Origin of the sequence: Dokdonella sp. (assembly GCF_036518555.1) — a bacterium.
Taxonomy (GTDB): domain Bacteria; phylum Pseudomonadota; class Gammaproteobacteria; order Xanthomonadales; family Rhodanobacteraceae; genus Dokdonella_A.
In genome coordinates, this window is record NZ_DATDMY010000253.1 from 1 (window position 1) to 23,923 (window position 23,923).

General features: G+C 72.1%; 19 protein-coding genes. 10 read left to right on the forward strand and 9 right to left on the reverse strand.

The window, feature by feature from the left end; genetic code table 11:
* Both VI238_RS13770 and VI238_RS13775 read left to right on the forward strand, forming a co-directional pair.
* The coding region (locus tag VI238_RS13770) for a DUF6537 domain-containing protein (RefSeq protein WP_331652317.1) at positions 1-1,395 on the forward strand (1,395 nt) is incomplete at its 5' end.
* A 126-nt stretch (positions 1,396-1,521) separates the two neighbouring features.
* A complete protein-coding gene (locus tag VI238_RS13775; protein ID WP_331652319.1) occupies positions 1,522-4,854 on the forward strand; it encodes a DEAD/DEAH box helicase in 3,333 nt (1,110 codons plus the stop codon).
* A gap of 75 nt (positions 4,855-4,929) precedes the next feature.
* Here VI238_RS13775 and VI238_RS13780 read toward each other — a convergent pair whose 3' ends face one another.
* Positions 4,930-5,358, reverse strand: a complete 429-nt coding sequence (locus VI238_RS13780; protein WP_331652321.1) for a hypothetical protein — start codon at positions 5,356-5,358, stop codon at positions 4,930-4,932.
* A 143-nt stretch (positions 5,359-5,501) separates the two neighbouring features.
* Here VI238_RS13780 and VI238_RS13785 point away from each other — a divergent pair, with 143 nt between their 5' ends.
* Both VI238_RS13785 and VI238_RS13790 read left to right on the forward strand, forming a co-directional pair.
* On the forward strand, positions 5,502-6,995 hold the full coding sequence (locus VI238_RS13785) for an ATP-binding protein (protein ID WP_331652323.1): 1,494 nt from the start codon (positions 5,502-5,504) through the stop codon (positions 6,993-6,995).
* Complete coding sequence (locus tag VI238_RS13790) at positions 6,992-7,687, forward strand: response regulator (protein ID WP_331652325.1); 696 nt, start codon at positions 6,992-6,994, stop codon at positions 7,685-7,687. The genes VI238_RS13785 and VI238_RS13790 overlap by 4 nt, the downstream gene beginning before the upstream one ends.
* On the opposite strand, the gene VI238_RS13795 is transcribed toward VI238_RS13790, so the two are convergent.
* Positions 7,642-8,337 carry an ATP-binding protein gene (locus tag VI238_RS13795; protein ID WP_331652327.1) on the reverse strand — a complete coding sequence of 232 codons (696 nt, stop codon included), beginning with the start codon at positions 8,335-8,337 and terminating at the stop codon, positions 7,642-7,644. The genes VI238_RS13790 and VI238_RS13795 overlap by 46 nt on opposite strands.
* Positions 8,334-8,963, reverse strand: coding sequence for a DUF938 domain-containing protein (locus tag VI238_RS13800; protein ID WP_331652329.1), 630 nt, complete (start codon positions 8,961-8,963; stop codon positions 8,334-8,336). The genes VI238_RS13795 and VI238_RS13800 overlap by 4 nt, the downstream gene beginning before the upstream one ends.
* Before the next feature lie 177 nt (positions 8,964-9,140).
* On the opposite strand from VI238_RS13800, the gene VI238_RS13805 reads away from it, so the two are divergent.
* From VI238_RS13805 to VI238_RS13815, 3 genes are all read left to right on the forward strand, one after another.
* Positions 9,141-10,370 carry a nucleoside recognition domain-containing protein gene (locus VI238_RS13805; protein WP_331652331.1) on the forward strand — a complete coding sequence of 410 codons (1,230 nt, stop codon included), beginning with the start codon at positions 9,141-9,143 and terminating at the stop codon, positions 10,368-10,370.
* A gap of 62 nt (positions 10,371-10,432) precedes the next feature.
* Entirely contained in the window at positions 10,433-10,816 is a 384-nt protein-coding gene (locus VI238_RS13810; protein ID WP_331652333.1) for an antitoxin Xre/MbcA/ParS toxin-binding domain-containing protein, read from the forward strand.
* Between the two features lie 61 nt (positions 10,817-10,877).
* Positions 10,878-11,621 carry an RES family NAD+ phosphorylase gene (locus tag VI238_RS13815; protein ID WP_331652335.1) on the forward strand — a complete coding sequence of 248 codons (744 nt, stop codon included), beginning with the start codon at positions 10,878-10,880 and terminating at the stop codon, positions 11,619-11,621.
* A 277-nt stretch (positions 11,622-11,898) separates the two neighbouring features.
* On the opposite strand, the gene VI238_RS13820 is transcribed toward VI238_RS13815, so the two are convergent.
* From VI238_RS13820 to VI238_RS13835, 4 genes are all read right to left on the reverse strand, one after another.
* Positions 11,899-14,847, reverse strand: coding sequence for a serine/threonine-protein kinase (locus tag VI238_RS13820; protein WP_331652337.1), 2,949 nt, complete (start codon positions 14,845-14,847; stop codon positions 11,899-11,901).
* A 62-nt stretch (positions 14,848-14,909) separates the two neighbouring features.
* On the reverse strand, positions 14,910-15,458 hold the full coding sequence (locus VI238_RS13825) for an ECF-type sigma factor (RefSeq protein ID WP_331652339.1): 549 nt from the start codon (positions 15,456-15,458) through the stop codon (positions 14,910-14,912).
* A 76-nt stretch (positions 15,459-15,534) separates the two neighbouring features.
* Positions 15,535-15,735 (reverse strand): hypothetical protein, encoded by a 201-nt coding sequence (locus VI238_RS13830; protein WP_331652341.1) that lies wholly within the window; start codon positions 15,733-15,735, stop codon positions 15,535-15,537.
* 591 nt (positions 15,736-16,326) lie between these two features.
* Complete coding sequence (locus tag VI238_RS13835) at positions 16,327-17,652, reverse strand: TCR/Tet family MFS transporter (protein ID WP_331652343.1); 1,326 nt, start codon at positions 17,650-17,652, stop codon at positions 16,327-16,329.
* Positions 17,653-17,867: 215 nt separating this feature from the next.
* Here VI238_RS13835 and VI238_RS13840 point away from each other — a divergent pair, with 215 nt between their 5' ends.
* Both VI238_RS13840 and VI238_RS13845 read left to right on the forward strand, forming a co-directional pair.
* Positions 17,868-18,332, forward strand: coding sequence for a (2Fe-2S)-binding protein (locus VI238_RS13840; RefSeq protein ID WP_331652345.1), 465 nt, complete (start codon positions 17,868-17,870; stop codon positions 18,330-18,332).
* Positions 18,329-20,476 carry a xanthine dehydrogenase family protein molybdopterin-binding subunit gene (locus tag VI238_RS13845; RefSeq protein WP_331652347.1) on the forward strand — a complete coding sequence of 716 codons (2,148 nt, stop codon included), beginning with the start codon at positions 18,329-18,331 and terminating at the stop codon, positions 20,474-20,476. Before VI238_RS13840 ends, VI238_RS13845 begins: the two co-directional genes overlap by 4 nt.
* Positions 20,477-20,658: 182 nt before the next feature.
* On the opposite strand, the gene folE is transcribed toward VI238_RS13845, so the two are convergent.
* Together folE and VI238_RS13855 are read right to left on the reverse strand one after the other, a co-directional pair.
* Positions 20,659-21,276 carry a GTP cyclohydrolase I FolE gene (gene folE, locus VI238_RS13850; protein ID WP_331652349.1) on the reverse strand — a complete coding sequence of 206 codons (618 nt, stop codon included), beginning with the start codon at positions 21,274-21,276 and terminating at the stop codon, positions 20,659-20,661.
* A gap of 66 nt (positions 21,277-21,342) precedes the next feature.
* Positions 21,343-21,969 carry a winged helix-turn-helix domain-containing protein gene (locus tag VI238_RS13855; protein ID WP_331652351.1) on the reverse strand — a complete coding sequence of 209 codons (627 nt, stop codon included), beginning with the start codon at positions 21,967-21,969 and terminating at the stop codon, positions 21,343-21,345.
* A 74-nt stretch (positions 21,970-22,043) separates the two neighbouring features.
* On the opposite strand from VI238_RS13855, the gene VI238_RS13860 reads away from it, so the two are divergent.
* Positions 22,044-23,918 (forward strand): aspartyl protease family protein, encoded by a 1,875-nt coding sequence (locus tag VI238_RS13860; protein ID WP_331652353.1) that lies wholly within the window; start codon positions 22,044-22,046, stop codon positions 23,916-23,918.
* The last annotated feature ends 5 nt before the right edge of the window (positions 23,919-23,923 follow it).

Sequence of the window (23,923 nt, forward strand, 5' to 3'; positions counted from 1 at the left end):
CAGCCGTGGAACATCCTCGTCACCGGCATCGGCGGCACCGGCGTCGTCACGATCGGTGCCTTGATCGGCATGGCCGCGCACCTCGAAGGCAAGGGCGGCACGGTGCTCGACCAGACCGGCCTCGCGCAGAAGGGCGGCGCGGTCACCTGTCACCTGCGCATCGCGAAGACGCCGGCCGACATCCACGCGGTGCGCATCGCCGCGGGCGAGGCCGACCTCGTGCTCGGCTGCGACATGGTCGTCGTCAACGACTACTGGGCGCTGTCGAAGATCCGCGCCGGTCGCGCGCGCGTCGTGCTCAACAGTTACGAAGCGATGCCGGGCACGTTCACGACCAAGCCGGACATGCAGTTCCCCGCGCAGGCGATCATCGATGCGGTGCGCACAGCGCTCGGCGGCGAGTCGCCCGACGTCGTCGACGCGACCGAACTCGCGACCGCGCTGCTCGGCGACACGATCGCGGCGAACCTGTTCATGCTCGGCTACGCGTGGCAGAAGGGCTGGGTGCCGTTGTCGCACGACGCGCTCATGCGCGCGATCGAGCTCAACGGCGCGGCAGTCGAAATGAACAAGACGGCGTTCGCGTGGGGCCGCATGGCCGCGCACGACCTCGCGAGCGTGCGCGACGCGGCCGGCATCGCGCCGCATCGCACCTCGGGCGCTGCTGCATCGGGCGCCGTCCCGCTCGCGCTGCCGCTGCATGCGGCCGCCGATCCGCTCGACGACGCGGCGTTGAGCACGAGCCTCGACGAACAGGTCGCGCGTCGCGTGAAGTTCCTCACCGACTACCAGAACGCGGGCTACGCCGCGAAGTACAAGGCGCTCGTCGACAAGGTGCGCGCGGCGGAGCAGGCGAAGGCGCCGGGTTCGACCTCGCTGGCCGCGGCGGTCGCACGCTACGCGTTCAAGCTGATGGCGTACAAGGACGAGTACGAAGTCGCGCGCCTGTACACGAGCGGCGAGTTCGAGCAGCGCATCAAGGACACCTTCGACGGCGACTACCGGCTGCATTTCAACCTCGCGCCGCCGCTGTTCGCGAAGAAGAACGAGGACGGCACGCTGCGCAAGGCCGAGTACGGCCCGTGGGTGTTCTCCGCGTTCCGGTTGCTCGCGAAGCTGCGCGGGCTGCGTGGCAGCGCGCTCGACGTATTCGGCTACACCGCCGAGCGCCGCATGGAACGCCGCCTGGTCGCCGACTACGCGAAGATCGTCGACGAACTGCTCGCGGGCCTCGCGCCCGGCAACGTCGCGCTCGCGGTCGACATCGCTTCGGTGCCGGAACACATCCGCGGCTACGGCCACGTCAAGGAGCGCCACTACGCCGCGGCGATGAAGCGCCAGGACGACCTGCTCGCGGCATGGCGCAGTCCGGCCGCGTCGCGCGCGGTGGCGTGACGCACGCCATCGCTGCGCTGCAACGGAATCGGCGCGGGGCCTGATCGCCTCGCGCCCACGTCCTGCGCTGGACGCCAGTGCGTGGAAGCGTGCACCATGCAAGGTTGGACTGTTCCGGCTTGCCGCATGGACGAGACCACATTCCGAGATCTGCTCGCGCGCCACTGGACCACGCTGTTCGATCCGCACACGATCGAGAAGGGCGCGGACTACCTGCGCCGCGGCTACGTGCTCGGCGCGCACTACGAGGCCGGTGACGGCGAGGGTGCGCTGGTCGGCATGGTCGAAGGCACCGCGCGCGATCCGTACGCGGCCGGCGTGCGCCTCAAGTGGGACGGGCACACCGCGCGACTCGACAGCTACTGCACGTGTCCGCTCGAATTCGAGTGCAAGCACGTCGCGGCGACCGTGCTGTACGAACTCAAGGGCAAGCCGTCCGGCCAGCCGCGCACCGAACTCGAACCACCGACGCCGCAACTCGGCGCCTGGAAGGCGTGGCTCGACGGCCTGCGCGCGCCGAGCGGCGATGCGCGCCTCGCGCGCGCGGACGAACCGGAAGGCTCGGTCTGCGCGATCATGCTGCGTTCCGACGGCAGCCATCCGCTGCCCTCGTTGCAGGCGCAGGTCGTGCGCGTGAAGCCCGGCAAGAAGGGCGGCTACGCGACGCCGCAGCCACTGCAGCCGTCGTGGGCGGATCCCGCGCCGTGGAGCGGCCTCGATGCCGACACGTTCCAGCTCGTGGCCGGCCTGCGCATGCGCGCGCCCGCGTTCGGAGGCGCCGGCGGCTGGTTCCAGCTCGCGAGTGGCGCGGACGAACCCCTGCTCGAGACCCTGCTCGGCGCATTGCCGTGCTTCTTCGAGAAGGCCTCCGCAGGTCGGCTCGCGCACGGCCCGATGCGCGCGTTGCGCATCGGCTGGGAGGCACGCGACGACGGCACCCAGAAGCTCGCGCTCAGCGTCGACGGCGCCACGCCGAAGGCTCGGCTGTTGCGCGTCGGCGGGCTGTGGTACTTCGATCCGGTCGCGCGCGAGATCGGTCGCGTCGACGGCAACACGCGCCTTGCCGAAGCCGTGCTGCGCGCCCCGCCGTTGCTGCCCGAGCAGGTGCCGCTGCTGATGGAGCGCTGGCGCGACACGCCGCTGCTCGCCGCGTTGCCGCCTCCGCTCGAGACGGCGGTCGAACGACGCTCGGTCGCGCCGGTGCCCGTGCTCACCTTGCGCGCGACGGCCGCGGTCAACGCGACCGGTACGCGCTACCAGGCCGGTTTCGCGCGCCTCGGGTTCGATTACGGCGGCGTGCGCCTGCCGATGTTTCCGGCGCCCGCGCGCGATCGCCGCCGCGTCGGCGACCGCGTGATCGAGATCGCGCGCGACCGCGCGAGCGAGGTCGCGGCGAGCGACCGCCTCGAGGAGGTCGGCCTCGTGCCGGCGGAGACGCTCGGCCGGCTGCCCGGCGTACCCGCCGACGCGGTCACCGACAACGACTTCGTGATCGAGCACGGCCGCGGCCAGATCGCCGGAGCCGACCAGTTGTTCGCGCTCGCGCCGCGCCTGCGCGACCTCGGCTTCCGCCTCGAGTCCGACGAAGGCTTCCCGTTCGCGCTGCTCGACGAGCCGTCCGACTGGTACGCCGAGGTGGACGAGCAGACCGGCAATCCGTGGTTCGACCTGCGCCTCGGGATCGACGTGGGCGGCGAACGCATCGACCTCCTGCCCGTGCTGCACCGCCTGCTCACCGATCCCGCGTTTCCGCTCGCCGCGCGCAAGGGCGAGCCTGAAGACGCGATGTGGCTGGTGCCGGTCGACGAGCGCCGCCGCGTGCCGTTGCCGCTCGCCAAGCTGCGCGCGCTCATCGCGCCGCTGCTCGAATGGCTGCAGGTGCCGCTGCGCGAGGAGGACGGCGCGCTGCGCCTGCGTCGCGCGCAGGCCGACGTGCTCGAGAAGGTCGCGAGCGGCCTCGAGCGGCCGTGGCGCGGCGGCGAGCGGCTGCGTTCCCAGCTCGAGCGGCTGCGCGCGCCGCGCGACCCCGCGTGCGAGCCCGAAGGCTTCCGCGCGACGCTGCGCGGCTACCAGCGCGACGGGCTCGCCTGGCTCGAATTCCTCGCCGACGCCGGCCTCGGCGGCATCCTTGCCGACGACATGGGGCTCGGCAAGACCGTGCAGGTGCTCGCGCACCTGCTCGCCGAGAAGCATCGTGGGCGGCTCGACCGGCCCGCGCTCGTGCTCGCGCCGACGAGCCTCGTGGCCAACTGGGCCGACGAAGCCGCGCGTTTCGCGCCCGCGCTCGATGTGCTCGTCGTGCATGGGCCGGAGCGGCACGGATTGCACGAGGCGATTCCGCGCCACGACCTCGTCATCACGACCTACCCGCTGCTGCTGCGCGACCGCGACGCGCTCGTCGCGCACGCGTACTCGGTGCTCGTGCTCGATGAGGCGCAGGCGATCAAGAACGCGAAGAGCCAGGCCGCCAGGGTCGTGCGCGAACTCGACGCGCGCCAGCGCATCGCGATGACCGGCACGCCGCTCGAGAACCACCTCGGCGAGCTGTGGGCCCAGTTCGATGCGGTCGAGCCCGGGCTGCTCGGCGACGAGAAGCACTTCACGCGCTTCTTCCGCACGCCGATCGAGAAGCACGGCGATGCCGAGCGACGCGAACGGCTGGGCCGGCGCATCGCACCGCTGCTCCTGCGCCGGCGCAAGGAGGACGTGCTCGCCGAACTGCCGCCGAAGACCGAGATCGCGCGCCGCATCGAGCTCGAGGGCGGCCAACGGGAGCTTTACGAGACGCTGCGCCTGACCCAGCACGACCGCGTGCTCGACGAGGTGCGCCGGCGCGGCCTCGCGCAAAGCGGCATCGTCGTGCTCGACGCGCTGCTGAAGTTGCGCCAGGCGTGCTGCGATCCGCGCCTGGTCAAGCTCGAAGGCGCGCGCAACGTGCGCGAGTCGGCCAAGCTCGACTACCTGCTCGACCTGCTCGGCAGTCTCGTCGAGGAGGGACGGCGCGTGCTCGTGTTCAGCCAGTTCGCCGAGATGCTCGCGCTCGTCGCGCAGGCGCTCGACGAACGCGGCCTCGCGCATCAAAGCCTCACCGGCGACACGCCGGGCACGCAGCGTGCCGCGCTCGTCGAGCGCTTCCAGGCCGGCGAGGTGCCGGTGTTCCTGATCAGCCTCAAGGCCGGCGGCGTCGGACTCAACCTCACGGCGGCCGACACGGTGATCCACTACGACCCGTGGTGGAACCCCGCCGTCGAAGCGCAGGCGACCGATCGCGCGCACCGCATCGGGCAGGACAAGCCCGTGTTCGTCTACAAGCTCATCTGCGCCGGTACGGTCGAGGAAAAGATCCAGGGCTTGCAGCAGCGCAAGGCCGATCTCGCGCGCGCCGTGCTCGAAGGCGGCAGCACGCAGGCGCTGCGCTTCGACGAGGCCGACGTCGCCGAACTCTTCGCGCCGCTGTAGCGGCGCCACGGCGCGGCGCCTGCGCCGGCACGCCGACGCGATCGGCACCCATCCGAGCCGGGCAGCGCCACCTCGTCACGGACGCGCGGCGGGCGCGTCGCCCGGCGGCGGCCGATGTCCGACGTCGCGCTCCACGCCGCCGGGTCGCCGGTGCGAATCGTGCCATTGCGCATAACGCCGATAGCCGTCGTCACCGAGCAGCTTGCGGATGCGTTCCGCGCTCTGGTCGTCGATGCGTTCGGCTTCGTCCCGGTCGCGCTTGCGCTGCGTGTCGATCGCGGCGCGCGACTTGTCGCGCAACGCTTCGAGCGCGTCGCGGCGTTCGCGCAGGATCCTGCGCAGCTCCGCCTGCTGCGCGGCGTCGATGCCGGGAATCGTCGCGAGCGCTTCGGCCGGGGGGACGTCGGCGTGCCCGAGCGGCGGTCCGACGCGCGGCATGGGTTGTGCGCCAGCGCTCGCGGCGAGCATGGCGGTCAACAGGGCGGCCAGGGATTGCGTCTTCATCGAACGGCTCCTGCGAAAGCGGCGGTGCGCCGCAGTCACACGATCGCAGGGGAATGCGCAGCGCCGACGCAGGAATCGTGGAGAACTCGAGGATTCGCCCGCGCACGCCTTGCGGCGGGCGCGGCGGGCGCTATCGTGGCGGCATGTCCCGATCGCGCCCGACGCTGCGCCTGCGCCTGTGGCAACGCCTCTTCATCGCCTTCGCGGTGCTCAGCGGTGCGGTCCTGCTCGGTTTTCTCGCGTGGCAGCAGCACGGATTCCGTGGCGCGTTCCTCGACTACGTCGACGTGGTCGCGTTGCAGCGGCTCGCGCCGGCGGCCGAACGACTCGCGACCGCGTTCGCGGAGCACGGCGACTGGCAGTTCCTGCGCGACGCGCCGCGGCGCCTCGGCGAATACGTCGAGCCCGGGCACTGGCGCATGCGCCTGCGCGGCGACGATCGTCCGCCGTCGCCGCGCCAGGAAGACGCGTCGATGCCCCCGCCCGTCCCGGGGCCGGGCGACGATGCCGCACGCGAACCGCGGCGGCCTCCACGCGGCCCGCCCGATCTCATGCCACGGCTGCTGCTCGTCGACTCGGCCGGGCAACGCGTCGCGGGCAATCCGCGCGTGCCCGCGGATGCGCCATCGGTCGCGATCGTCTCCGATGGACGCACGGTCGGGCGCCTGCGCCTCGCGCGCCAGCCCGAACTCGGCGATGCGATCGACACCGCGTTCGCGCGCGCGCAGGCGCGCGACGCGCTCATCGCGGGTTTCGCGATCCTCGCGCTCGCGCTGCCGCTCGCGTTCGCGCTCGCGCGGTGGCTGCTCGCGCCGGTGCGCTCGCTCGCGGAGGCGACGCGGGCGCTCGCGGACGGCGACTACGCGCGTCGCGCCGGCATCGCGCGCAACGACGAGCTCGGCGACCTCGCCGACGACTTCGACCATCTCGCGCGGACGCTCGAGCGCAACCGCGACGCGCGCCGCGCGTGGGGTGCCGACATCGCGCACGAGCTGCGCACGCCGCTCAGCGTGCTGCGTGGCGAAGTGCAGGCGCTGCAGGACGGCGTGCGCGCGCCGACCCCGGCCGCGTTCGATTCCCTCCAGGCCGAATGCGATCGACTCGGCGGCCTCGTCGAGGACCTCTACCAGCTCGCACTCGCCGACGCGGGCGCGCTCGAATACCGCTTCGAGCCGCTCGATGTCGCCGAACTCGTGCAGCAGGCCGCGGCGATGCAGGTCGCCGGCTGCGCCGACGCCGGCCTCGTGCTCGAGCTGCCCGCGGCGAGTCGCATGCTCGTGCGCGGCGATGCACGCCGTCTCGGCCAGCTCGTCGACAACCTGCTCGCGAACGCGCGCCGCCACACCGAGTCGCCTGGACGCATCCGCCTCGGCCTGGTCGCGCGCGATGGCAGGGTCCGCCTGACCGTCGACGACACGCCGCCGGGCGTACCCGGCGAGGCGCTGCCGAAGCTGTTCGAACGTCTCTTCCGGGTCGACGCCGCGCGATCGCGCGCGCACGGCGGCGCCGGACTCGGCCTCGCGATCTGCCGCGCGATCGTCGACGCGCACGGCGGCCGCATCGACGCCGAACCGTCGCCGCTCGGCGGCCTGCGCATCGTGGTCGAGTTGCCGCTCGCCGCGGAGGAGCGCGCATGAGCGCGCTCGTGCTCGTGATCGAGGACGAACCGAAGATCGCGGCGCTGCTGCGCGACTATCTCGTCGCGGCCGGGTATCGCGTCGGCCTGCGCGACACCGGCGCGGGCGCGATCGACTGGGTGCATGAGCAGGCGGCCGACGCGCTGCTGCTCGACCTCATGCTGCCCGGAACGGACGGCCTCGCGATCTGCCGCGGCGTGCGCGCGCGGTCGGACCTGCCGATCCTCATGATCACCGCGCGCGTGGAGGAGATCGACCGTCTTCTCGGCCTCGAGCTCGGCGCCGACGACTACATCTGCAAGCCGTTCAGTCCGCGCGAAGTGGTCGCGCGCGTGCGTGCGGTGCTGCGCCGCGCGTCGATGCGCGCCGACCCGCAGCCGGACGCGCTCGAACTCGACGACGAGCGCTTCGAGGCGCGCGTGCGCGGGTGCCGGCTGGATCTCACGCCGGTGGAGCTGCGTCTGCTGCGCAAGCTGAGCCGGCAGCCGGGGCGCGTGCATTCGCGCGCGCAGCTCATCGACGCGGCGTACGAGGACCATCGCGTGGTCAGCGAGCGCACGGTGGACAGCCACATCAAGAACCTGCGCCGCAAGCTCGCCGAGGTCGGCGTCGACCCGATCGCGTCGGTGTACGGCGTCGGCTACCGTTACGAACCCGACCTGCCGGACGACGCCTCGACGAGGTCGACGTAGGCGAAGCGGCCCTCGCGCAGCACGCGTTCGCCGCGCACGAGCCCGATCGTGCGCCCGAGCAGCGGTCCGCCGTGCACGCAGGTATGGAACTCGCCGTTCTCGCCGCAGGGATCGCAGCCGGGCGGCAGCGTGCCGAGCAGTGCCGCGTCGTAGTCGCGCCCGCACAACGCGCCGTCGAGCTGGTGCGTGTCGACGCAGCAGACGATCGCGCGATGGCCGCGCTCGACGAACGCACGCGCGAGCTCGCGCGTGTCCTCGCCCCAGAGCGGGAACACGCCGTGCCAGCCGAGCCGCGCGAGCAGCGCCTCGCGGTAGGCGCGCACGTCGGCGAGGAAGAGGTCGCCGAACGCGATCGCGTCGAGGCCGGGTTCGGACGCGCGCGCCCGCGCGAGCGCCGCGGCGAACGACGCCTCGTAGGCGGCGTTGTCCGCGCCCGGCGCCAGCGTCGCCTCGAACAAGGGCAGGCCGAGCGCCGCCGCCTGCGCGTGCAGGATCGAGCGGCGTACGCCGTGGATGCTGACGCGGTCGTACGCCTCGGTCACGCTCGTGAGCAGGCCGGCGACCCGCCAGGCAGGGTCGCTGCGCAGCCGCTCGAGCGCGAGCGCGGAATCCTTGCCGCCGCTCCAGGCGACCAGCAGCGGGCGGTTCATGGACCCACCGCCGCCGACGCGATCGCCGGCGCGAGCCTGCGCCAGAGCAGGAGGCGATTGTTCGCCGGCATCGCGACGTCGTCGACGAACGCGAAGCCTGCCGCGCGCGCGAGCGCGTCGACCGCGGCGACGTCGCGCAGGCCCATGTGCGGCGCGCGAGCCCTCAGCGATGCATCGAAGGCGGCATTGCTCGCGCTCGTGTGGCGACCATCGACATCGAACGGACCGTAGATCGCGAGCTTCGCATCGGCCGTCGTCACGGCGGGCAACGCGGCGAACAGCGCCTGCACCTCGGGCCAGGCCATGATGTGCAGCGTGTTCGCGCTGAACACCGCGTCGAACGGGCCCGGCGGCCACGGTCCGCTCGCGACATCGAGCGCCATCGGCGCGGGCGTGTTCGGCAAGGCCGCCCGGTCGAGGCGCGCACGGATGCCGGGCAGGTTGTCGGCGCGGTCGGAACATTGCCAGACCAGCGCGGGCAGGGCCGCGGCGAAGTGCACGGCATGCTGGCCCGTGCCGCTGCCGATCTCCAGCGCGCGGCGACGGTCGGCGAACGTGCCGCGCAGTACGCCGAGGATCGGTTCGCGGTTGCGCTCGCACGCGGCCGAATGGGGCAGGACGTCCATCGTGCGAGTGTGCCCGACGCGACACGCGCGCGACAGTCGCAGCGGCCGCGCCGGCGCGGATCGCCGTACGCACCCGGTGGCGCCGCACCGTGCTGGCCGCTGCCGCCGGCTTCGTCCGGGCGGGCCCGTCGAGACGCACTTGTGCGATGCTTGGATCGTCAAGGCGACGGTGCGTGCATGCTCGACCGGCTCTGGTTCGGCTTCTTCCTCGTCGCGGCGGTCGCCGCGCTCGCGCAATGGCTCGCCGGCGGCCATGCGGACGTGTTCGCCGCGATCGTCGCGAGCCTGTTCGACATGGCCCGGCTCGCGGTCGAGGTCATGATCCTGCTGTTTGGAACGCTCACGCTGTGGCTCGGCTTCCTGCGCATCGCCGAACGCGCGGGACTCGTCGACCGCCTCGCGCGCCTGCTCGGACCGTTGTTCGTCCGCCTCATGCCCGAGGTACCGCGCGGACATCCCGCGATCGGACTCATCACGCTCAATTTCGCCGCCAACGTGCTCGGTCTCGACAACGCGGCCACGCCGATCGGCCTGCGCGCGATGCGCGAATTGCAGACGCTCAACCCGAGCGCGACGACCGCGAGCAACGCGCAGATCCTGTTCATCGTGCTGAATGCGTCGTCGCTGACCGTGCTGCCGGTATCGATCTTCATGTACCGGGCACAGGCGGGCGCGCACGACCCGACCCTCGTGTTCGTGCCGATCCTGCTCGCGACGAGCGCCTCGACGCTCGTGGGCCTGCTCGGCGTCGCCTTCATGCAGAAGCTGAAGCTGCGCGACCCGCTCGTGCTCGTGTGCCTGCTCGCGGTCGCGGTGCTGCTCAGCGCGTTCATCGGCGCATTGCTCGCGTTGCCCGCCGCGGCGCTCGCGCCGCTGTCGTCGCTGCTCGGCAACTTCACCCTGTTCGCGATCGTGCTCGCGTTCCTCGCCGTCGGCGTCTGGCGCAAGGTGCCCGTGTATGCGAGCTTCGTCGACGGCGCGCGCCAGGGCTTCGAGGTCGCGCGCGACCTGCTGCCGTACCTCGTCGCGATGCTCTGCGCGGTCGGCGTGCTGCGCGCGTCGGGCGCGCTCGACTTCGCGCTCGACGGCGTGCGCTGGTGCGTGCAGGCGCTCGGCCTCGACGCGCGATTCGTCGACGCGTTGCCGACGGCGCTGGTCAAGCCGTTCTCGGGCAGTGCGGCGCGCGCGATGCTGATCGAGACGATGAAGACGCACGGTCCCGACAGCTTCCCGGCGCTGCTCGCGGCGACCGTGCAGGGCAGCACCGAGACGACGTTCTACGTGATCGCGGTCTACTTCGGCGCGGTCGGCATCCTGCGCGCTCGCCACGCGATCGGTTGCGCGCTGCTGGCCGATCTCGCGGGCATCCTGGCATCGATCGCCGTGTGCTACTGGTTCTTCGGCTGACATTGCATGTGCAATGCGATGCACGGATAATTGCTGATGAACGCACTGCCGGTACCGTCGCGATGGCCACGCCCGCTGCCCGCAAGTCCGCTGCCGCGACCGACCCGGCGCGCGTGTTGACCCGCGCCGCGCTGCGCGCGGCCGACATCCTCGACGTGCCGCAGCGCACGCTCGCGGAGATCATCGGGGTCAGTCCGTCGACGATCTCGCGCGCGGCGCGCGCGCCGCTCGATCCGGCGAGCAAGCCGGGCCAACTCGCCGCTCTGTGGGTACGCGTGTTCCGCTCGCTCGACGCGATCGTCGGTTCGAACGACGCGGCCGCTCGCGCCTGGCTCACCACCGCCAACGCGGCATTCGGCGGCGCGCGCCCGCTCGAACGCATGCGCGACGCCGAGGGCCTCGTGCATGTGCTGCACTACCTCGACAGCGCGCGCGCGCGCCTGTGAGGCCGTCGCGCGCGGTGCGACGCCGTGGCGACAGGCTGCCGCGTGAGCGGAGGCCCATCGCATGAACATCCCGACCGCGGACGCGCTGCGCAAGATCGCGCGTCGCATCAGCATGAAGCCGTGGCGCGTCGTCGAGGCGCAGCACCGCGCGTCGACGATGCGCCTGGTCGACACGCTCGCCGAGCAGCGCGTGCTCGAAGACGTGCTCGAAGCGGGCAAGCCGCCGCTGCCCGCCGAGGCGGCGCCGCTGCATTACCTGCTCGCGACGCCGTTCCGCTATCCGGCGCCGCCACCGGCCGGTTCGCGCTTCCGCGGCGTCGGCGACCCCGGCGTGTGGTACGGAGCGACGGCCGTGCACACCGCGCTCGCCGAGGTCGCCTACTGGCGACTTCGCTTCCTCGCCGATTCCCCCGCGACGCCGGACCTGCCGCCCGTCCCGCACACGGTTTTCCGCGCCTCGGTCGCCGGCCACGCGCTCGTGCTCGCCGATGCCCCGTTCGCGCGCCAGCGCCCGCTGTGGGAGGACCCGGCGAGCTACGTCGCGACGCAGATGCTCGCGCGCCACGCACGCGAGGCGGGCATCGCGCTGATCCGCTACGCCTCGGTGCGCGACCCGCAGCATCGCGCCTGCGCGGCGGTGCTCACCCCGAAGGCCTTCCGCACCCGCGAGCCGCTCGAGCAACACGGCTGGCTGATCAAGGTCACGCGCGCGCGCGTGCTCGCCCAGACGAGCATCGGCACCGAGCGCGTCGCGTTCGAGGCGAGCGAGCTGGGCTTCGCGGGTCGGGAAAGCGGAAAAGACTGAAACACGAAGGACACGAAGGAAAGGAGATGGGCGTGGTCGGCGCGCATGCGTGCATGGCGAGCGAGCGTCGAATCGCCGTATGCGGCGATAGTACGAAGCGGAAAAGACCGAAACACGGAGCACACGGAGCAAGCAAAGCAAGGAAGTCTTTCCTGTTGGAAAGTTTCTCCTCCGTGTGCTCCGTGTGCTCCGTGTTTCAATCTTGATCTATTGCTTTCCTTCGTGTCCTTCGTGCTTCAGTCTCTGCTGTTGCTTCAACCCTCCCCAGCATCGCCGATCATTCGGCGCCGAGCCGGGCCTGGAGGTCACGCAGCGGGCGGCGGTATTGCGCACCGAGTTCCGACTGCGTGGCGTGGATCGCCGCGGCTTCGTCGGCGAGCGTGCGCGCGGCAGCGCGGTCGCCGCGGTCGAGCTCGGCCGATGCGAGCGCGGTCATCGCGTCCGCGAGCTTCGGGCTCGTCGGCAGCAGCACCTTGCGGCGCAGTTCGAGCGCCTGGCGCAGCGATGTCGTCGCCGCCTCCGTGTCGTGGGCAAGTGCGGCGGCACGGCCGGCATCGAGGGCGGCACGCGCATTCCACGCTTCGAGCGCGCCGGACTGGCCGCTGCGCGCGATCATGCGCGCCGCGGCGTCCGCCTCCGCACGCGCGGCGGCCGCATCGCCGCCTCCGAGCGCGACCTCGGCGCCGAGCAGGCGCCGGTCGAGGCGATCGAACGATGCGGCGACGTCGTCGGCAGCGACCGGCAGCTCGGCGAGGCGCTCGCGCGCGCGCGCGACGTCGCCGCGCGCGAGGGCGAGCGCGGCCTGCAGGCGCAGGTTCGCGGCGAACGCATCGCCACTGCGCGGCTGCTTCGCCTGCGTCCGCAGCGCGACCGCCTCGTCGAGTTCGGCTTGCGCCGGCGCGAACCGGCCGAGCTCGATCAGCACCGCGGCCTCGCGCTCGAGGCGCAGTGCAAGATCGAGGCTGCCGGCGCGGTTCCTGCGGTCGATCGCGGTTGCCGCCTGTGCGTTCGCGAGGGCCGCGCCGAGGTCGCCGACGTCCGACTCGCAGCGCCCGAGCGCGCTGAGCGCCGCGCGCGTATGGAACGGGTCGTCGGCGCCGCGCAGCCTGATCGCGAGCTGCTTCGCGCCGCGCAGGAGGTCCAGGCCTTCCTGCGTGCGGCCGATGTCGCAGAGCAGGCCGCCGAGCCGCAGTTGCGTCTGCAGCACGTCGACGTGCTCGGCGCCGCTGTCGCGCCGGGCCATCGTCCACGCCGCGCGCATGGATCGTTCGGCGCCAGCGAGGTCGAGCTGCTGCGACTGCGCCTCGCCGAGGTATGCGTAGTACTTGACCGCGTTCGGGGCGGCTTCCTGCACGACCTTGGCGATCTCGATCGCGCGCGCGAACGCCGCGGTCGCCTCCGCGGGCTCGTGCATCCGCAACGACTGGATGCCCGCGCTGAGGAGCGAGTCGGCGAGGTCGACCGACGGTGGCTTCGCGTCGAACAGCCGTACCGCGCGTCGCGCGTAGTCGTACGCCCGCGCGGGATCGTAGTTCCAGTAGTACTCGGCCTGGCGCCGAAGCCAGGCGCCGCGCGTCGGCGAATCGACGTCGCCTTCGGCGTCGAGGATGCGACCTGCCTCGTCGAGTACGGCCTTGCGCTCGTCGTCGGCCGAGCGCGAACTCTGCATCGCGCTCGCCAGATGCACGAGTTCGTCGGCGACCTGCGGCGACGCCGCGCCGTACACGCGGCGCGCGAGCTCGACCGCCTCGCGCCGCACGCGCAACGCCTCGTCGGCGAGTTCGAGGTCGTCGTAGAGCTGGGCGAACAGCTGCAGTACGCTGAGTTTCGCCTCGGGCACGTCGGCCATCGCGTTGCCGACGCGTTGCGCGCCGAGGTCGAGCAGCTCGCGCGCGGTGGTCTGGCGCGCCTTCGCCGCGTCGGCCTGGTTGCGCGAGTTGGCGCGGAACAGGTCGCCGAGGAACGCCTGCACGGCCTCGGCGCGGCGTGCCTGCACCTGCGCGCGCCGTGCCTCCACCTCGGCCCGCCGTGCCTGCCATACCGCGATCGCGAGCGCGGACAGGATCGCGAGCACGAACAGTGCGCCGCTCGCGACGCCGCCGCGATGGCGCGCGACGAACTTGCGCGCACGGTACCAGCGCGACGGCGGATGCGCCTGCACCGGCTGCCCCGCGAGGTGGCGTTCGATGTCGTCGGCGAACGCGCCCGCCGACGCATAGCGGCGCTCGGGTTCGGTCGCGGTCGCCTTCAGCACGATGTTGTCGAGATCGCCGCGCAGCTGGCGCCGTACCACGCGCGCGGGCGCCGGCAGCAGCGATTCGTCGGTGTCGTCGCCGACGTGCGACGACGGCGTGCGCGACTCGCCCGGCGCACGGCGCTGGCCGGTCACGAGTTCGCCGAGCAGCACGCCGAGCGCGTAGACGTCGGTCGCGGTCGTGACTTGGCCGAGCGCGAACTGCTCGGGCGCGGCGTATGCGGGCGTCATCGCCTGGCGCTGGGTACGGGTCGGCTCGTCGCCCGCATCGAGCAGCTTGGCGATGCCGAAATCGAGCAGCTTGACCTCGCCTTCGCGCGTGACGAGCACGTTCGACGGCTTCAGGTCGCGGTGCACGATCAACGCGCGATGGGCGGCCTCGACTGCACGGCAGACGGAAACGAACAGGCGAAGTCGCGCGTGCAGGTCGAGCCGTTGCGCGAGCACGTACCCGGTGATCGGTACACCATCGACGAGTTCGAGCGCGATGTACGGCACGCCCGCGTCGGTGACGCCGCCTTCGATGAGGCGGGCGATGCCCGGATGGCGCAACTGGGCGAGCGCGCGTCGTTCGTCGCGGAAGCGGCGTCGCTCGTCGGCCGTGTGCAGGCCGCGATGGAGCAGCTTCAGCGCGACGGCCTGGCGCACGCCCGCCTGCTCGCGTTCGGCGCGGTAGACGACCGAATAGCCGCCCTCGCCGAGGCGTTCGATCAGCGTGTAGTCGCCGACGACCGTGCCGTGCGGCAACGGCGGTGGCGGCGCCTCGACTTCGCCGACACGGCCGAGCAAATGGTCGAACGGCTCGTCGAGCACACGCTCGCCGGCATCCGCGTCGGCGGCGAGCAGGCGCAGCACTTCGGCGCGCTGTGCGCCGTCGAGGCACTGCGCGTCGAGCCAGGCCATGCGTTTGCCGGGCGCGAGCGCGAGCGCGGCTTCGAACAGTTCACGCGCACTGGCGGGTGTGGCGTTCATCGCGGTCCCCCGGCAGCCGCTTCATCGCCAGCGATAACGCCGTTGCGTCCGCCGCGCGGACATCACTCGAGCGCGGACAGCAGGAACGCGCGCGCGTAGCGCCAGTCGCGGTCGATCGTGCGCCGCGTGAGGCCGAGCAGTTCGGCGACCTGTTCCGGCGACAGGCCGGCGAACCAGCGCAGTTCGACCACGCGCGCGGCGCGCGCGTCGACCTCTTCGAGGCGGGTCAGCGCTTCCTCGAGCGCGAGCGCCTGCTCCGCACTTTCGATCTGCGGATGGAGCGCCTCGCTGCCGGTGAGGCTCATGCGGATCCAGTCGCCGCCGGCCTTCTGCCGCATGCGGTCGCGCGCGCGGTCGGCGAGCAGGTGGCGCATCGCGCGTGCGGCGTAGGAAAAGAACTGCGCGGGATGCTCGAACGCGAGCTCGCGCCCGGTGTTCACGCGCAGCCAGAGCTCGTGCACGAGCGCGGTGGTGTCGAGCGTGCCGCGCGAGCCGCGCGCGAGCTGGCGGCTCGCCATTGCCTTGAGCCGATCGTAGACGGCGTCGAACAGCGCGCCGAGCGGCTGCGCCCGCACGGCGGATTCGGCCGGGTTGGGTTCGGATGCGGACATGGGACGCCTCGCGGACACGCCAGAGTGTAGCGCGCCGCGCGGGGACGGTCCGCGAAGGACCGGCGACGCCCCCGGTTCAGCCTGCGGGGCGGCCGCGCAGCACGCGCGCGGGCAGCAGGATGATGCCGCGCAGCAGCTCGAACACGCCCTCGACCGCGAGCCCGAGCAGGCGGAACGGCAACAGCAGCAACCACACGAGCGGGTACAGCACCAGCGCGAGCAGCGCGAGCGGCCAGCAGAACACCAGCAGCAGCAACCACAGCACGAAGGTCAGCATCGACGTCTCCACGGTACCGGAACCGCTCCGGTGCGCCATCCTCGCAGGATGGGGGCGGGCGGCCAGTGTCGAAAGGGCGCCTTGAAATCGGCGCGCTGCGCCGCACCGCCGCGGCCGGGCGTGGCGCGCCGCCGCGCCCCGCGTCCGCCCTTGATGCAGACGACCCGGCGCAACCCGTGCACGACGTCGACGAGGCTGCGCCGCGCCGCCATCGCCGCGTCGATGTCCTCGCAGGCCGCCGGCGACGCCTCCGGCGTCCTTGAGGATGTCGCATCGACCGAGGCGTTGTCGCCGAGCCGTTCGTCGAGCGCCTTGCGCAGGCCGCGTGCCGGGCGCGAGCGCGTTCGCGAGCTTGCCCTCGCGCGAGACGAGGCCGACGCCGGCGTCGGCGAGGGCGAAGCGCTCGGCGACCCGGTCAGCGAGGCGCGCGATGAGCGCATCGACGTCCTGCCCGCGCGGGACTCGTTCCGTGCGGTGTCGAACACGATCGTCGCGCCGTTGCCCCGCGAACGGGCGATGCGGGCCCGGTGCAAGCACGCGCCGGAAACGCAGGCGCCCCGACATCGGAAGGTGCGGGTGTCGCGTGCGGCATCATTCGCGTGCCGGCGCGGGTCGCGCGACGAGATCGTCGACGTCGGCGACGACGGGCGGTCCGAACGCCGCGACCGGCGCGGTCGCGGCCTGCACCGGCGGCAGGTGCGCGGTCGTGCGCCACGCGATGATCCAGCCGAGGCCGACCATCGCCGCGGAGATCGCGAACGTGACGCCTGCCCATGCGTCGTGCAGGTGCGCGCCGGTGACCGCGGCGAATGCGCGCGTGAAGAGGGTCGGCGCGATGATGCCGGCGATGCTCGACAGGCTCGCGACCGCGCCCTGCAGGCGACCCTGTTCGGCAGGATCGACGTGGTGCGTCATCATCGCCTGCGCCGCGGGCGTCGAGACGCCCCACAGCGCGGCGATCGGCATCGCCGCCCAGAACCAGTAGCCGTTCGGCGCGAGCGCATACAGGGCGAAGCCGAGCGTGCCGCACGCGAGGCCGAGCATGAGCGCGCGCCGTTCGCCGAGCGAGCCGACGATCTTCTTGATGAGCACGCCCTGCACGATCGCGGCGAGCACGCCGACCGCGGCGAGCGTGTAGCCGACCATCTGCGGTCCCCAGCCGAAGCGGTAGTCCGCGTACAGCACGAACGTGCTCGGGTAGACCATGTGCGCGAGCGCCATGAGGAACAGCACGCCGACGAGGCCGATCACCTGCGGGTAGCGCGCGAGCAGGCGCAGCGAACCGATCGGGTTCGCGTGGCGCCAGTCGAAGCGCGGCGAGCGCTTTTCCGGCGGCAGCGATTCGGGCAGCACGAACACGCCGTAGACGAAGTTCGCGAGGCAGAGCGCGACCGCGACCCAGAACGGCGCACGCTGGTTCATCTCGCCGAGGAAGCCGCCGATCGCCGGCGCGATCACGAAGCCGATGCCGAACGCCATGCCGATCATGCCGAACGCCTGCGCGCGCTTCTGCGGCGGCGTGACGTCGGCGATGTAGGCGTTGGCCGTACTGAAGCTCGCCGCGGTGATGCCGGAGACGATGCGGCCGATGAACAGCAGCGGCAGCGAATGCACCATCGCCATCATGAGGAAGTCGAGGCCGAGGCCGAGGTTCGATGCAAGGATCACCTTGCGCCGGCCGAAGCGGTCCGACAGCGCGCCCTGCACCGGCGTGAACAGGAACTGCATCGCCATGAACGCGGTCGCGAACCAGCCGTACCAGATCGCTGCGCGCGAGACGTCCCCGTCGAGGAAGCTCTCGATCAGGTGCGGCAGCACCGGGATGATGAGGCCGAACGACAGGATGTCGATCAGCACGGTCACGAAGATGAAGATCAGCGCCGCACGGCGCGGTGCGGCGGGGGCGATCGGGTCCATTGCAGGGGCGGCCGGCAGGCGAAAGCGCGCACGATAGCCGATCCTCGCCGCGTCCGCGCGCCGCCGGGTGCGCGTTCGCGCGCGATGTCGCCGCGGCGGCGACCGGCGTATGCTCGTCGCGGGTTCCCGGGTGCCGTGCGCGCAGCGGGCAGGCTCGCTTTCCGGCACTCCGATCGCGCCGCGTTCCGGCGCTTGCGTTCTCGCCAGGAGGTGTCATGACCAGCTTGCGACTCAACGGCACGACGGTGCCCGTCGACGCCGCGCCCGACACGCCGCTGCTGTGGGTGTTGCGCGACCATCTCGGCATGACCGGCACCAAGTTCGGTTGCGGCATGGCACTGTGCGGCGCCTGCACCGTGCACGTCGACGGCCAGCCGATTCGTTCGTGCATCACGCCGCTCTCGGCGGTGCAGGGCAAGGCGGTGACGACGATCGAAGGCGTGGGCGGCAAGGTCGCCGAGGCGGTGCAGGCCGCATGGGACAAGCTGCAGGTGCCGCAATGCGGCTACTGCCAGTCGGGCCAGGTGATGTCCGCGACCGCGTTGCTCGCGCGCGTCCCGCGGCCGACCGATGCCGACATCGACGCCGCGATGTCCGGCAATCTCTGCCGCTGCGGTACCTACGCGCGCATCCGCGCGGCGATCCACGATGCGGCGGCGACGCTCGGAGGTGCGGCATGAGCGCGATCTTCCACGATTCGCTCCCCGACGCGTCGCGCCGCCGCTTCATCGCCGCATCGGGCGCGCTCGGTGCCGGGCTGCTGCTCGGCGTCCGCCTCGGCGCCGATGCCGCCACGCCGCCTGCCGGCACGGCCGCGGTGCGCGCGAACGCCTGGGTGAGCATCGCGCCGGACGGCCAGGTGACGCTGATCTGCCCGCGCAACGAGATGGGCCAGGACGTGCATACCTCGCTCGCCGTGCTCATCGCGGAAGAGCTCGGCGTCGACCCCACGCACGTTCGCGTCGAGCAGGCGCCGGTCGATCCCGTCTACGTCAACACGCTGCTCGGCGCACAGATCACCGGCGGCAGCACGAGCGTGCGCGACGGCTGGGAAGGGCTGCGCCGCGCCGGCGCGACCGCGCGCACGATGCTCGTCGCGGCGGCGGCGGCGCAATGGGGCGTGCCCGCCGCCGAGTGCCGCGTCGCCGACGGCTACGTACTGCATGGCGAGCGCCGGCTCGGCTACGGCGCACTCGCCGCCGCCGCGGCGAAACTCGAGGTACCGACCGACGTCGCGCTGAAGTCGCGCGCGGAGTTCACCCGCATCGGCAAGCCGCTCGCGCGGCTCGACGGCGCCGACAAGGCGCGCGGCCGCACCGTCTTCGGCATCGACGTGAAGCTTCCCGGGATGCTGCATGCGGCGCTCGCGCAGTGTCCCGTGCTCGGCGGCAAGGTCGCCTCGTTCGACGCGGGCGACGTCGAGCGACGGCCAGGCGTGCGCAAGGTCGTCTCGATCGGCGACGGCGTCGCCGTGGTCGCCGACCATTGGTGGGTCGCCAGGAACGCGCTCGCCGACGTGAAGATCGCGTGGGACGAAGGCGCCGCGGCGAAACTCGACAGCGCCGCGATCATGGCGACGCTCGACGGCGCGGCCGATGAAGCCGGCGCCGTGGCGAAACGGGCCGGCGACGTCGCCGCCGCGTTCGCGAAGACGGCCGCGATCGAGGCGCGCTACACCTGCCAGATGCTCGCGCACGCGACGCTCGAGCCGCAGAACTGCACCGCCCGCGTCGGCCGCGACGGCGTCGACGTGTGGGCCAGCACGCAGTTCCCGCAAGGCGCGCAGGGCGTCGCGGCGGCCGCGGCCGGCGTGAAGCCGGACCGGGTGCGCATCCACGCGCAGTTCATCGGCGGCGGCTTCGGCCGGCGCCTCGACGTCGACTACGTCGCGCAGGCGGTGGCGATCGCGAAGGCGCTGCCGGATACGCCGGTCAAGCTGATCTGGACGCGCGAGGACGACACGCGCCACGACGTCTACCGGCCGCCGTCGCTGCACCTCATGCGCGGCGCGGTCGCCGACGGCCGCATCGTCGCATTCGCCCAGAAGATGATCTCGCCGTCGATCACCAACCGCATGTTCCCCGGCGTGGTCAAGGACGGCATCGACGGCTTCATGGTCGAGGGCGCGGCGAACCTCACCTATGCGATCCCGAACCTCGACCTGCGCACGGTCATCCGCGAGATCGGGATCAAGGTCGGCTACTGGCGCTCGGTCAGCAATGCGCTCAACGCGTTCGCGATCGAGAGCTTCGTCGACGAGCTCGCGCATGCGGCGAAGCAGGATCCGCTCGTGTTCCGCCTCGCGATGCTCGAGACGGTGCCGCGCCAGCGCGCGGTCATCGAGCGCGCGGCGCGGGACGCCGGCTGGGGCAAACCGGCACCCGGGCATGCGCTCGGGCTCGCCGCGATGGAGTGCTACGACACCCACGTCGCGCTCGTTGCCGAGGTCTCCGGCGACGCCGCGCGCGTGCACGTCGAGCGCCTCTGCATCGCGGTCGACCCTGGCATCGCGGTGCATCCGGACCAGGTCGTCGCGCAGATGCAGGGCGGCCTCGTCAGCGGCCTCGTCAACGCCGTGCGCGGCAAGATCACCCTCAAGGACGGGCGCGTCGAGCAGGCGAACTTCAACGACTTCACCCTGCCGCGCATGCCGGAGATGCCGGCGGTGTCGGTCGCGTTGCTCGAAGGCGGCGACAGGCCGGGCGGAATCGGCGAGGTCGGCGTGCCGCTGGTCGCGCCGGCGATCGCCAATGCGGTCTTCGCATTGACCGGCAAGCGCATCCGCTCGCTGCCGCTCGCCGACGGCGGCATCGCCATCGGCTGAGCGGACGCCCGGGAAGCGCCGCGACGTGGAGGTTCTTCAGCCGGGACTGCAGTGACCGTATCGGCAGAGGCGGCTGTTCGTGAAGCGTGCGGCAATGGATGGCCGCTCTGGATCAGGCGAACCCGTAGACGGCCTTGCGGGCCATCGCAGCAGCGCTCATGGTCGAGCGCAAAGCGACATCATCATCCATGTCCGTCGATGTCGATGAAGCGCAGGAACTCCGCGCGCGTGCGCGCGTCCTCGCGGAACGTGCCGAGCATCTGGCTCGTGATCATCGACACGCCGGTCTTGTGCACGCCGCGCGTGGTCATGCACTGGTGGGTCGCGTCGACGACCACGCCGACGCCGCGCGGCTTGAGCACCGTGCCGATGCACTGCGCGATCTGCGCGGTGAGCTTCTCCTGCACCTGGAAGCGGCGCGCGTACGCGTCGACGACGCGCGCGAGCTTGGAAATGCCGACGACCTTGTCGGTCGGCAGGTAGCCGACGTGCGCGCGGCCGATGATCGGCGCCATGTGGTGCTCGCAGAACGATTCGAACCGGATGTCGCGCAGCACGATCATCTCGTCGTAGCCGGCGACTTCCTCGAACGTGCGGCCGAGGTATTCGGCCGGGTCGATCGCGTAACCGGAGAACCAGTCGCGATAGGCCTCGGCGACGCGCTTGGGCGTGTCGACCAGGCCCTCGCGGCGCGGGTCCTCGCCGGCCCAGCGCAGCAGCACGCGCACGGCGTCTTCGGCTTGCGCCTGCGTCACGGGCGTCGGCGACGGGGTCTTCATCGTGCGCGCGGTCTTCTTCATCGGCGGCGGTGTCGGCGAGCGGACGGAGCCGCAGTCTAGCAGCCGCGCCGGAAGCGCGCGGTCGGGTCAGCGGCCGCGCGACGTGCGCGCCTTCGCGGCGGAGCGTCGTGCCGGTTTCGCCTCGACCGGCGCGAGCACCCACGACAACGCGACCAGCTTGCCGCGCGGGCGCTCCGTCGCAGGCTTCTGCACGAGCTCCATCAGCCGTGCGAGCAGGCGATTGATCTCGGCGAGCTCGGCCGGATCGACCCAGCCCTTGCCGCGCGCGGCCCACAGCTCGCGCCGCGGTCCCTCGACGACCGTGCCCGGATCGGCGAGCGCGCGCGCGAAGTCGCGCCCCGCGACGCGCAGCACGCTGGCCGCGACGCGGCCGACCGCGTCCGCATTCGCGGTCGCGCCGGGACGGTAACGCAGTCGCAATCGGTCGCCCTTGCGCGTGCGCGACCGGTATCGGCGGCCTTCGGGTGCGGTCTCTTCCTCGATGAGCCCGCCTTCGGCGAGCTGGCGCAGGTGGTAGTAGAGGCTGTCCGCGGGGCGGCCGACCGCGGCCGCGAGTTCGGCCACGCTGACCGCTTCGCCGAGCGCTTCGAGCGTGTCGACGATCTCGATGCGCGTGGGCGACGCGAGCAGGGCGATCTCGTCCGCGTCCTCGACCAGCGCCGTACGGGTCCGTGCCATAGGTTGGGTTGCCATGTTTGAAATTCGATGCAATTATTCAAACAACGACGGCGACGCGCAAGGGCGGCGCCGCGATCGAGGAGACGAGGATGGGCAAGCATGCATTCGCGCTGGCGCTGCTGGCGTTCGGTTTCACGCAGGTGGTGCGCGCGGACGAGGCGACCGACCTGCTCGCGCGCTGGAAAGCCGCGAGCGGCGGCGCGCGCTGGGACGCGGTGAAGAGCGTGCGCACCGACGGCACCCTCAGCGCGGGCGGGCTCAGCGGACCGTTCGACGCGCTGCAGGACGTCGTCGCCGGCCGTTCGAACGATCACTACACGCTCGGCCCGGTCGAAGGCGCCGACGGCTACGATGGCACGGTCGCCTGGTCGCGCGACCCCGGCGGCGAGGTCGCCTCCCTCGACGCGCCCGAGGCGAAGCGACGCGCGCGCAGCCAGGCGTGGCTCGACGCGCGTGGCTACTGGTACCCGGCGCGCATCGGCGCGACGTACGCGAAACCGCAGGCGCGCGAGCTCGACGGCCGTCGCTACGACGTGCTCGTCGCGACGCCGGACGGCGGCGATCCGGTCACGCTCTGGTTCGACCACGAGACCCACCTGCTCGTGCGCACGGTGCAGAAGCAGGGTGCCGACACCGCGACGACGAGTTTCGACGACTGGCGCGACGTCGGCGGCATCAAGCTGCCGTTCCACTCGGTCACGTTCCTCACCGACACGGCCGGGCGCGTCGACGAACGCAATCGCAGCGAAGTGCGCGCCACGTCGGTGAAGCTCGACGTGGCCGTCGCCGACGCCGATTTCGCGATGCCGGAGATGACCGCGACCGCGCGCATCGACGCGCCGGGCGGCACCGCGCGCGTGCCGATCCAGCTCGTCAACAACCACATCTACGCGCAGGGCTCGATCGACGGCAAGCCGGCGCGCTTCCTCGTCGACACCGGCGGCGTCAACCTGCTCACGCCCGACTCGGCGAGGAAGTTCGGCCTCGCCGGCGAAGGCAAGCTCGCCGGCCGTGGCGTGGGCGACGAGACCGTCGACCTCGCGTTCGCGCACGCGAAGGAGGTGCGCCTGGGCGGCGCGGTGCTGTCGCGGCCGGTGTTCTACGTGATGGACCTCGGCAAGCTGCCCGCGGTCGAGGGCTACGACTGCGACGGCCTCGTCGGCTACGAGATGTTCCGCCGCTTCGGCGTGACGATCGATTACGCGAAGCACGAGCTCGTGCTCGCCGAGCCGGCGACGTTCGCGCCGCCCGCGGGCGCGCATGCGCTGCCGTTCGAACTCGCCGACCGCATCCCGATCGTGCAGGGCACGCTCGACGGCCTGCCCGCGCGCATCAGCATCGACACCGGTTCGCGCGCCTCGCTGACCCTGCATGCGCCGTTCGTGCGCGAACACGGGCTCGTCGCGAAATACGATGCCGCGCCGGAGAGCGTTGTCGGCTGGGGCGTCGGCGGCCCGTCGCGCGGACGCCCGGCGCGCTTCGGCACGCTGCAGCTCGGCGATCTCGCGGTGACCGGCGTCGCCGGCGACCTGTTCGTCGGCGACAAGGGTGCCTTCGCGAGCCCTGACTTGTCGGCGAACCTCGGCGGTGGCGTGCTCAAGCGCTACGTCGTCGCGTTCGACTACGAGGCGAAGAAGATGTATCTCGCGCCGACGGCGTCGTCGGCCGGCGTCGATGCGTTCGATCGCAGCGGCCTCTGGCTGCTCGGTGCGGGCGACGCGCTCGAGGTCGCCGACGTCGCGAAGGACGGCGCCGCGGAGCGCGCCGGCCTGCGCGTGGGCGATCGCATCCGATCGATCGGTGGCGAGGCGATCGCTGCGCGACCCTTGTACGAATGGCGCGAGCGCCTGCGCGAACTGCCGGCCGGAACGAAGCTCGCAGTCGCCTACGAACGCGCCGGCAAGCCGGCACAGGTCGACCTCGCGCTCGCCGACCGCATCGCGGCGCAGTGGAAGCCGCGCTAGCGCCC

Excerpts from the sequence above, each read along its gene's own strand:
- VI238_RS13775 (WP_331652319.1), top strand. The coding sequence starts at position 1,522 with ATGGACGAGACCACATTCCGAGATCTGCTCGCGCGCCACTGGACCACG.
- VI238_RS13780 (WP_331652321.1), bottom strand. The coding sequence starts at position 5,358 with ATGAAGACGCAATCCCTGGCCGCCCTGTTGACCGCCATGCTCGCCGCG.
- VI238_RS13785 (WP_331652323.1), top strand. The coding sequence starts at position 5,502 with ATGTCCCGATCGCGCCCGACGCTGCGCCTGCGCCTGTGGCAACGCCTC.
- VI238_RS13790 (WP_331652325.1), top strand. The coding sequence starts at position 6,992 with ATGAGCGCGCTCGTGCTCGTGATCGAGGACGAACCGAAGATCGCGGCG.
- VI238_RS13795 (WP_331652327.1), bottom strand. The coding sequence starts at position 8,337 with ATGAACCGCCCGCTGCTGGTCGCCTGGAGCGGCGGCAAGGATTCCGCG.
- VI238_RS13800 (WP_331652329.1), bottom strand. The coding sequence starts at position 8,963 with ATGGACGTCCTGCCCCATTCGGCCGCGTGCGAGCGCAACCGCGAACCG.
- VI238_RS13805 (WP_331652331.1), top strand. The coding sequence starts at position 9,141 with ATGCTCGACCGGCTCTGGTTCGGCTTCTTCCTCGTCGCGGCGGTCGCC.
- VI238_RS13810 (WP_331652333.1), top strand. The coding sequence starts at position 10,433 with ATGGCCACGCCCGCTGCCCGCAAGTCCGCTGCCGCGACCGACCCGGCG.
- VI238_RS13815 (WP_331652335.1), top strand. The coding sequence starts at position 10,878 with ATGAACATCCCGACCGCGGACGCGCTGCGCAAGATCGCGCGTCGCATC.
- VI238_RS13820 (WP_331652337.1), bottom strand. The coding sequence starts at position 14,847 with ATGAACGCCACACCCGCCAGTGCGCGTGAACTGTTCGAAGCCGCGCTC.
- VI238_RS13825 (WP_331652339.1), bottom strand. The coding sequence starts at position 15,458 with ATGTCCGCATCCGAACCCAACCCGGCCGAATCCGCCGTGCGGGCGCAG.
- VI238_RS13830 (WP_331652341.1), bottom strand. The coding sequence starts at position 15,735 with ATGCTGACCTTCGTGCTGTGGTTGCTGCTGCTGGTGTTCTGCTGGCCG.
- VI238_RS13835 (WP_331652343.1), bottom strand. The coding sequence starts at position 17,652 with ATGGACCCGATCGCCCCCGCCGCACCGCGCCGTGCGGCGCTGATCTTC.
- VI238_RS13840 (WP_331652345.1), top strand. The coding sequence starts at position 17,868 with ATGACCAGCTTGCGACTCAACGGCACGACGGTGCCCGTCGACGCCGCG.
- VI238_RS13845 (WP_331652347.1), top strand. The coding sequence starts at position 18,329 with ATGAGCGCGATCTTCCACGATTCGCTCCCCGACGCGTCGCGCCGCCGC.
- folE (WP_331652349.1), bottom strand. The coding sequence starts at position 21,276 with ATGAAGAAGACCGCGCGCACGATGAAGACCCCGTCGCCGACGCCCGTG.
- VI238_RS13855 (WP_331652351.1), bottom strand. The coding sequence starts at position 21,969 with ATGGCAACCCAACCTATGGCACGGACCCGTACGGCGCTGGTCGAGGAC.
- VI238_RS13860 (WP_331652353.1), top strand. The coding sequence starts at position 22,044 with ATGGGCAAGCATGCATTCGCGCTGGCGCTGCTGGCGTTCGGTTTCACG.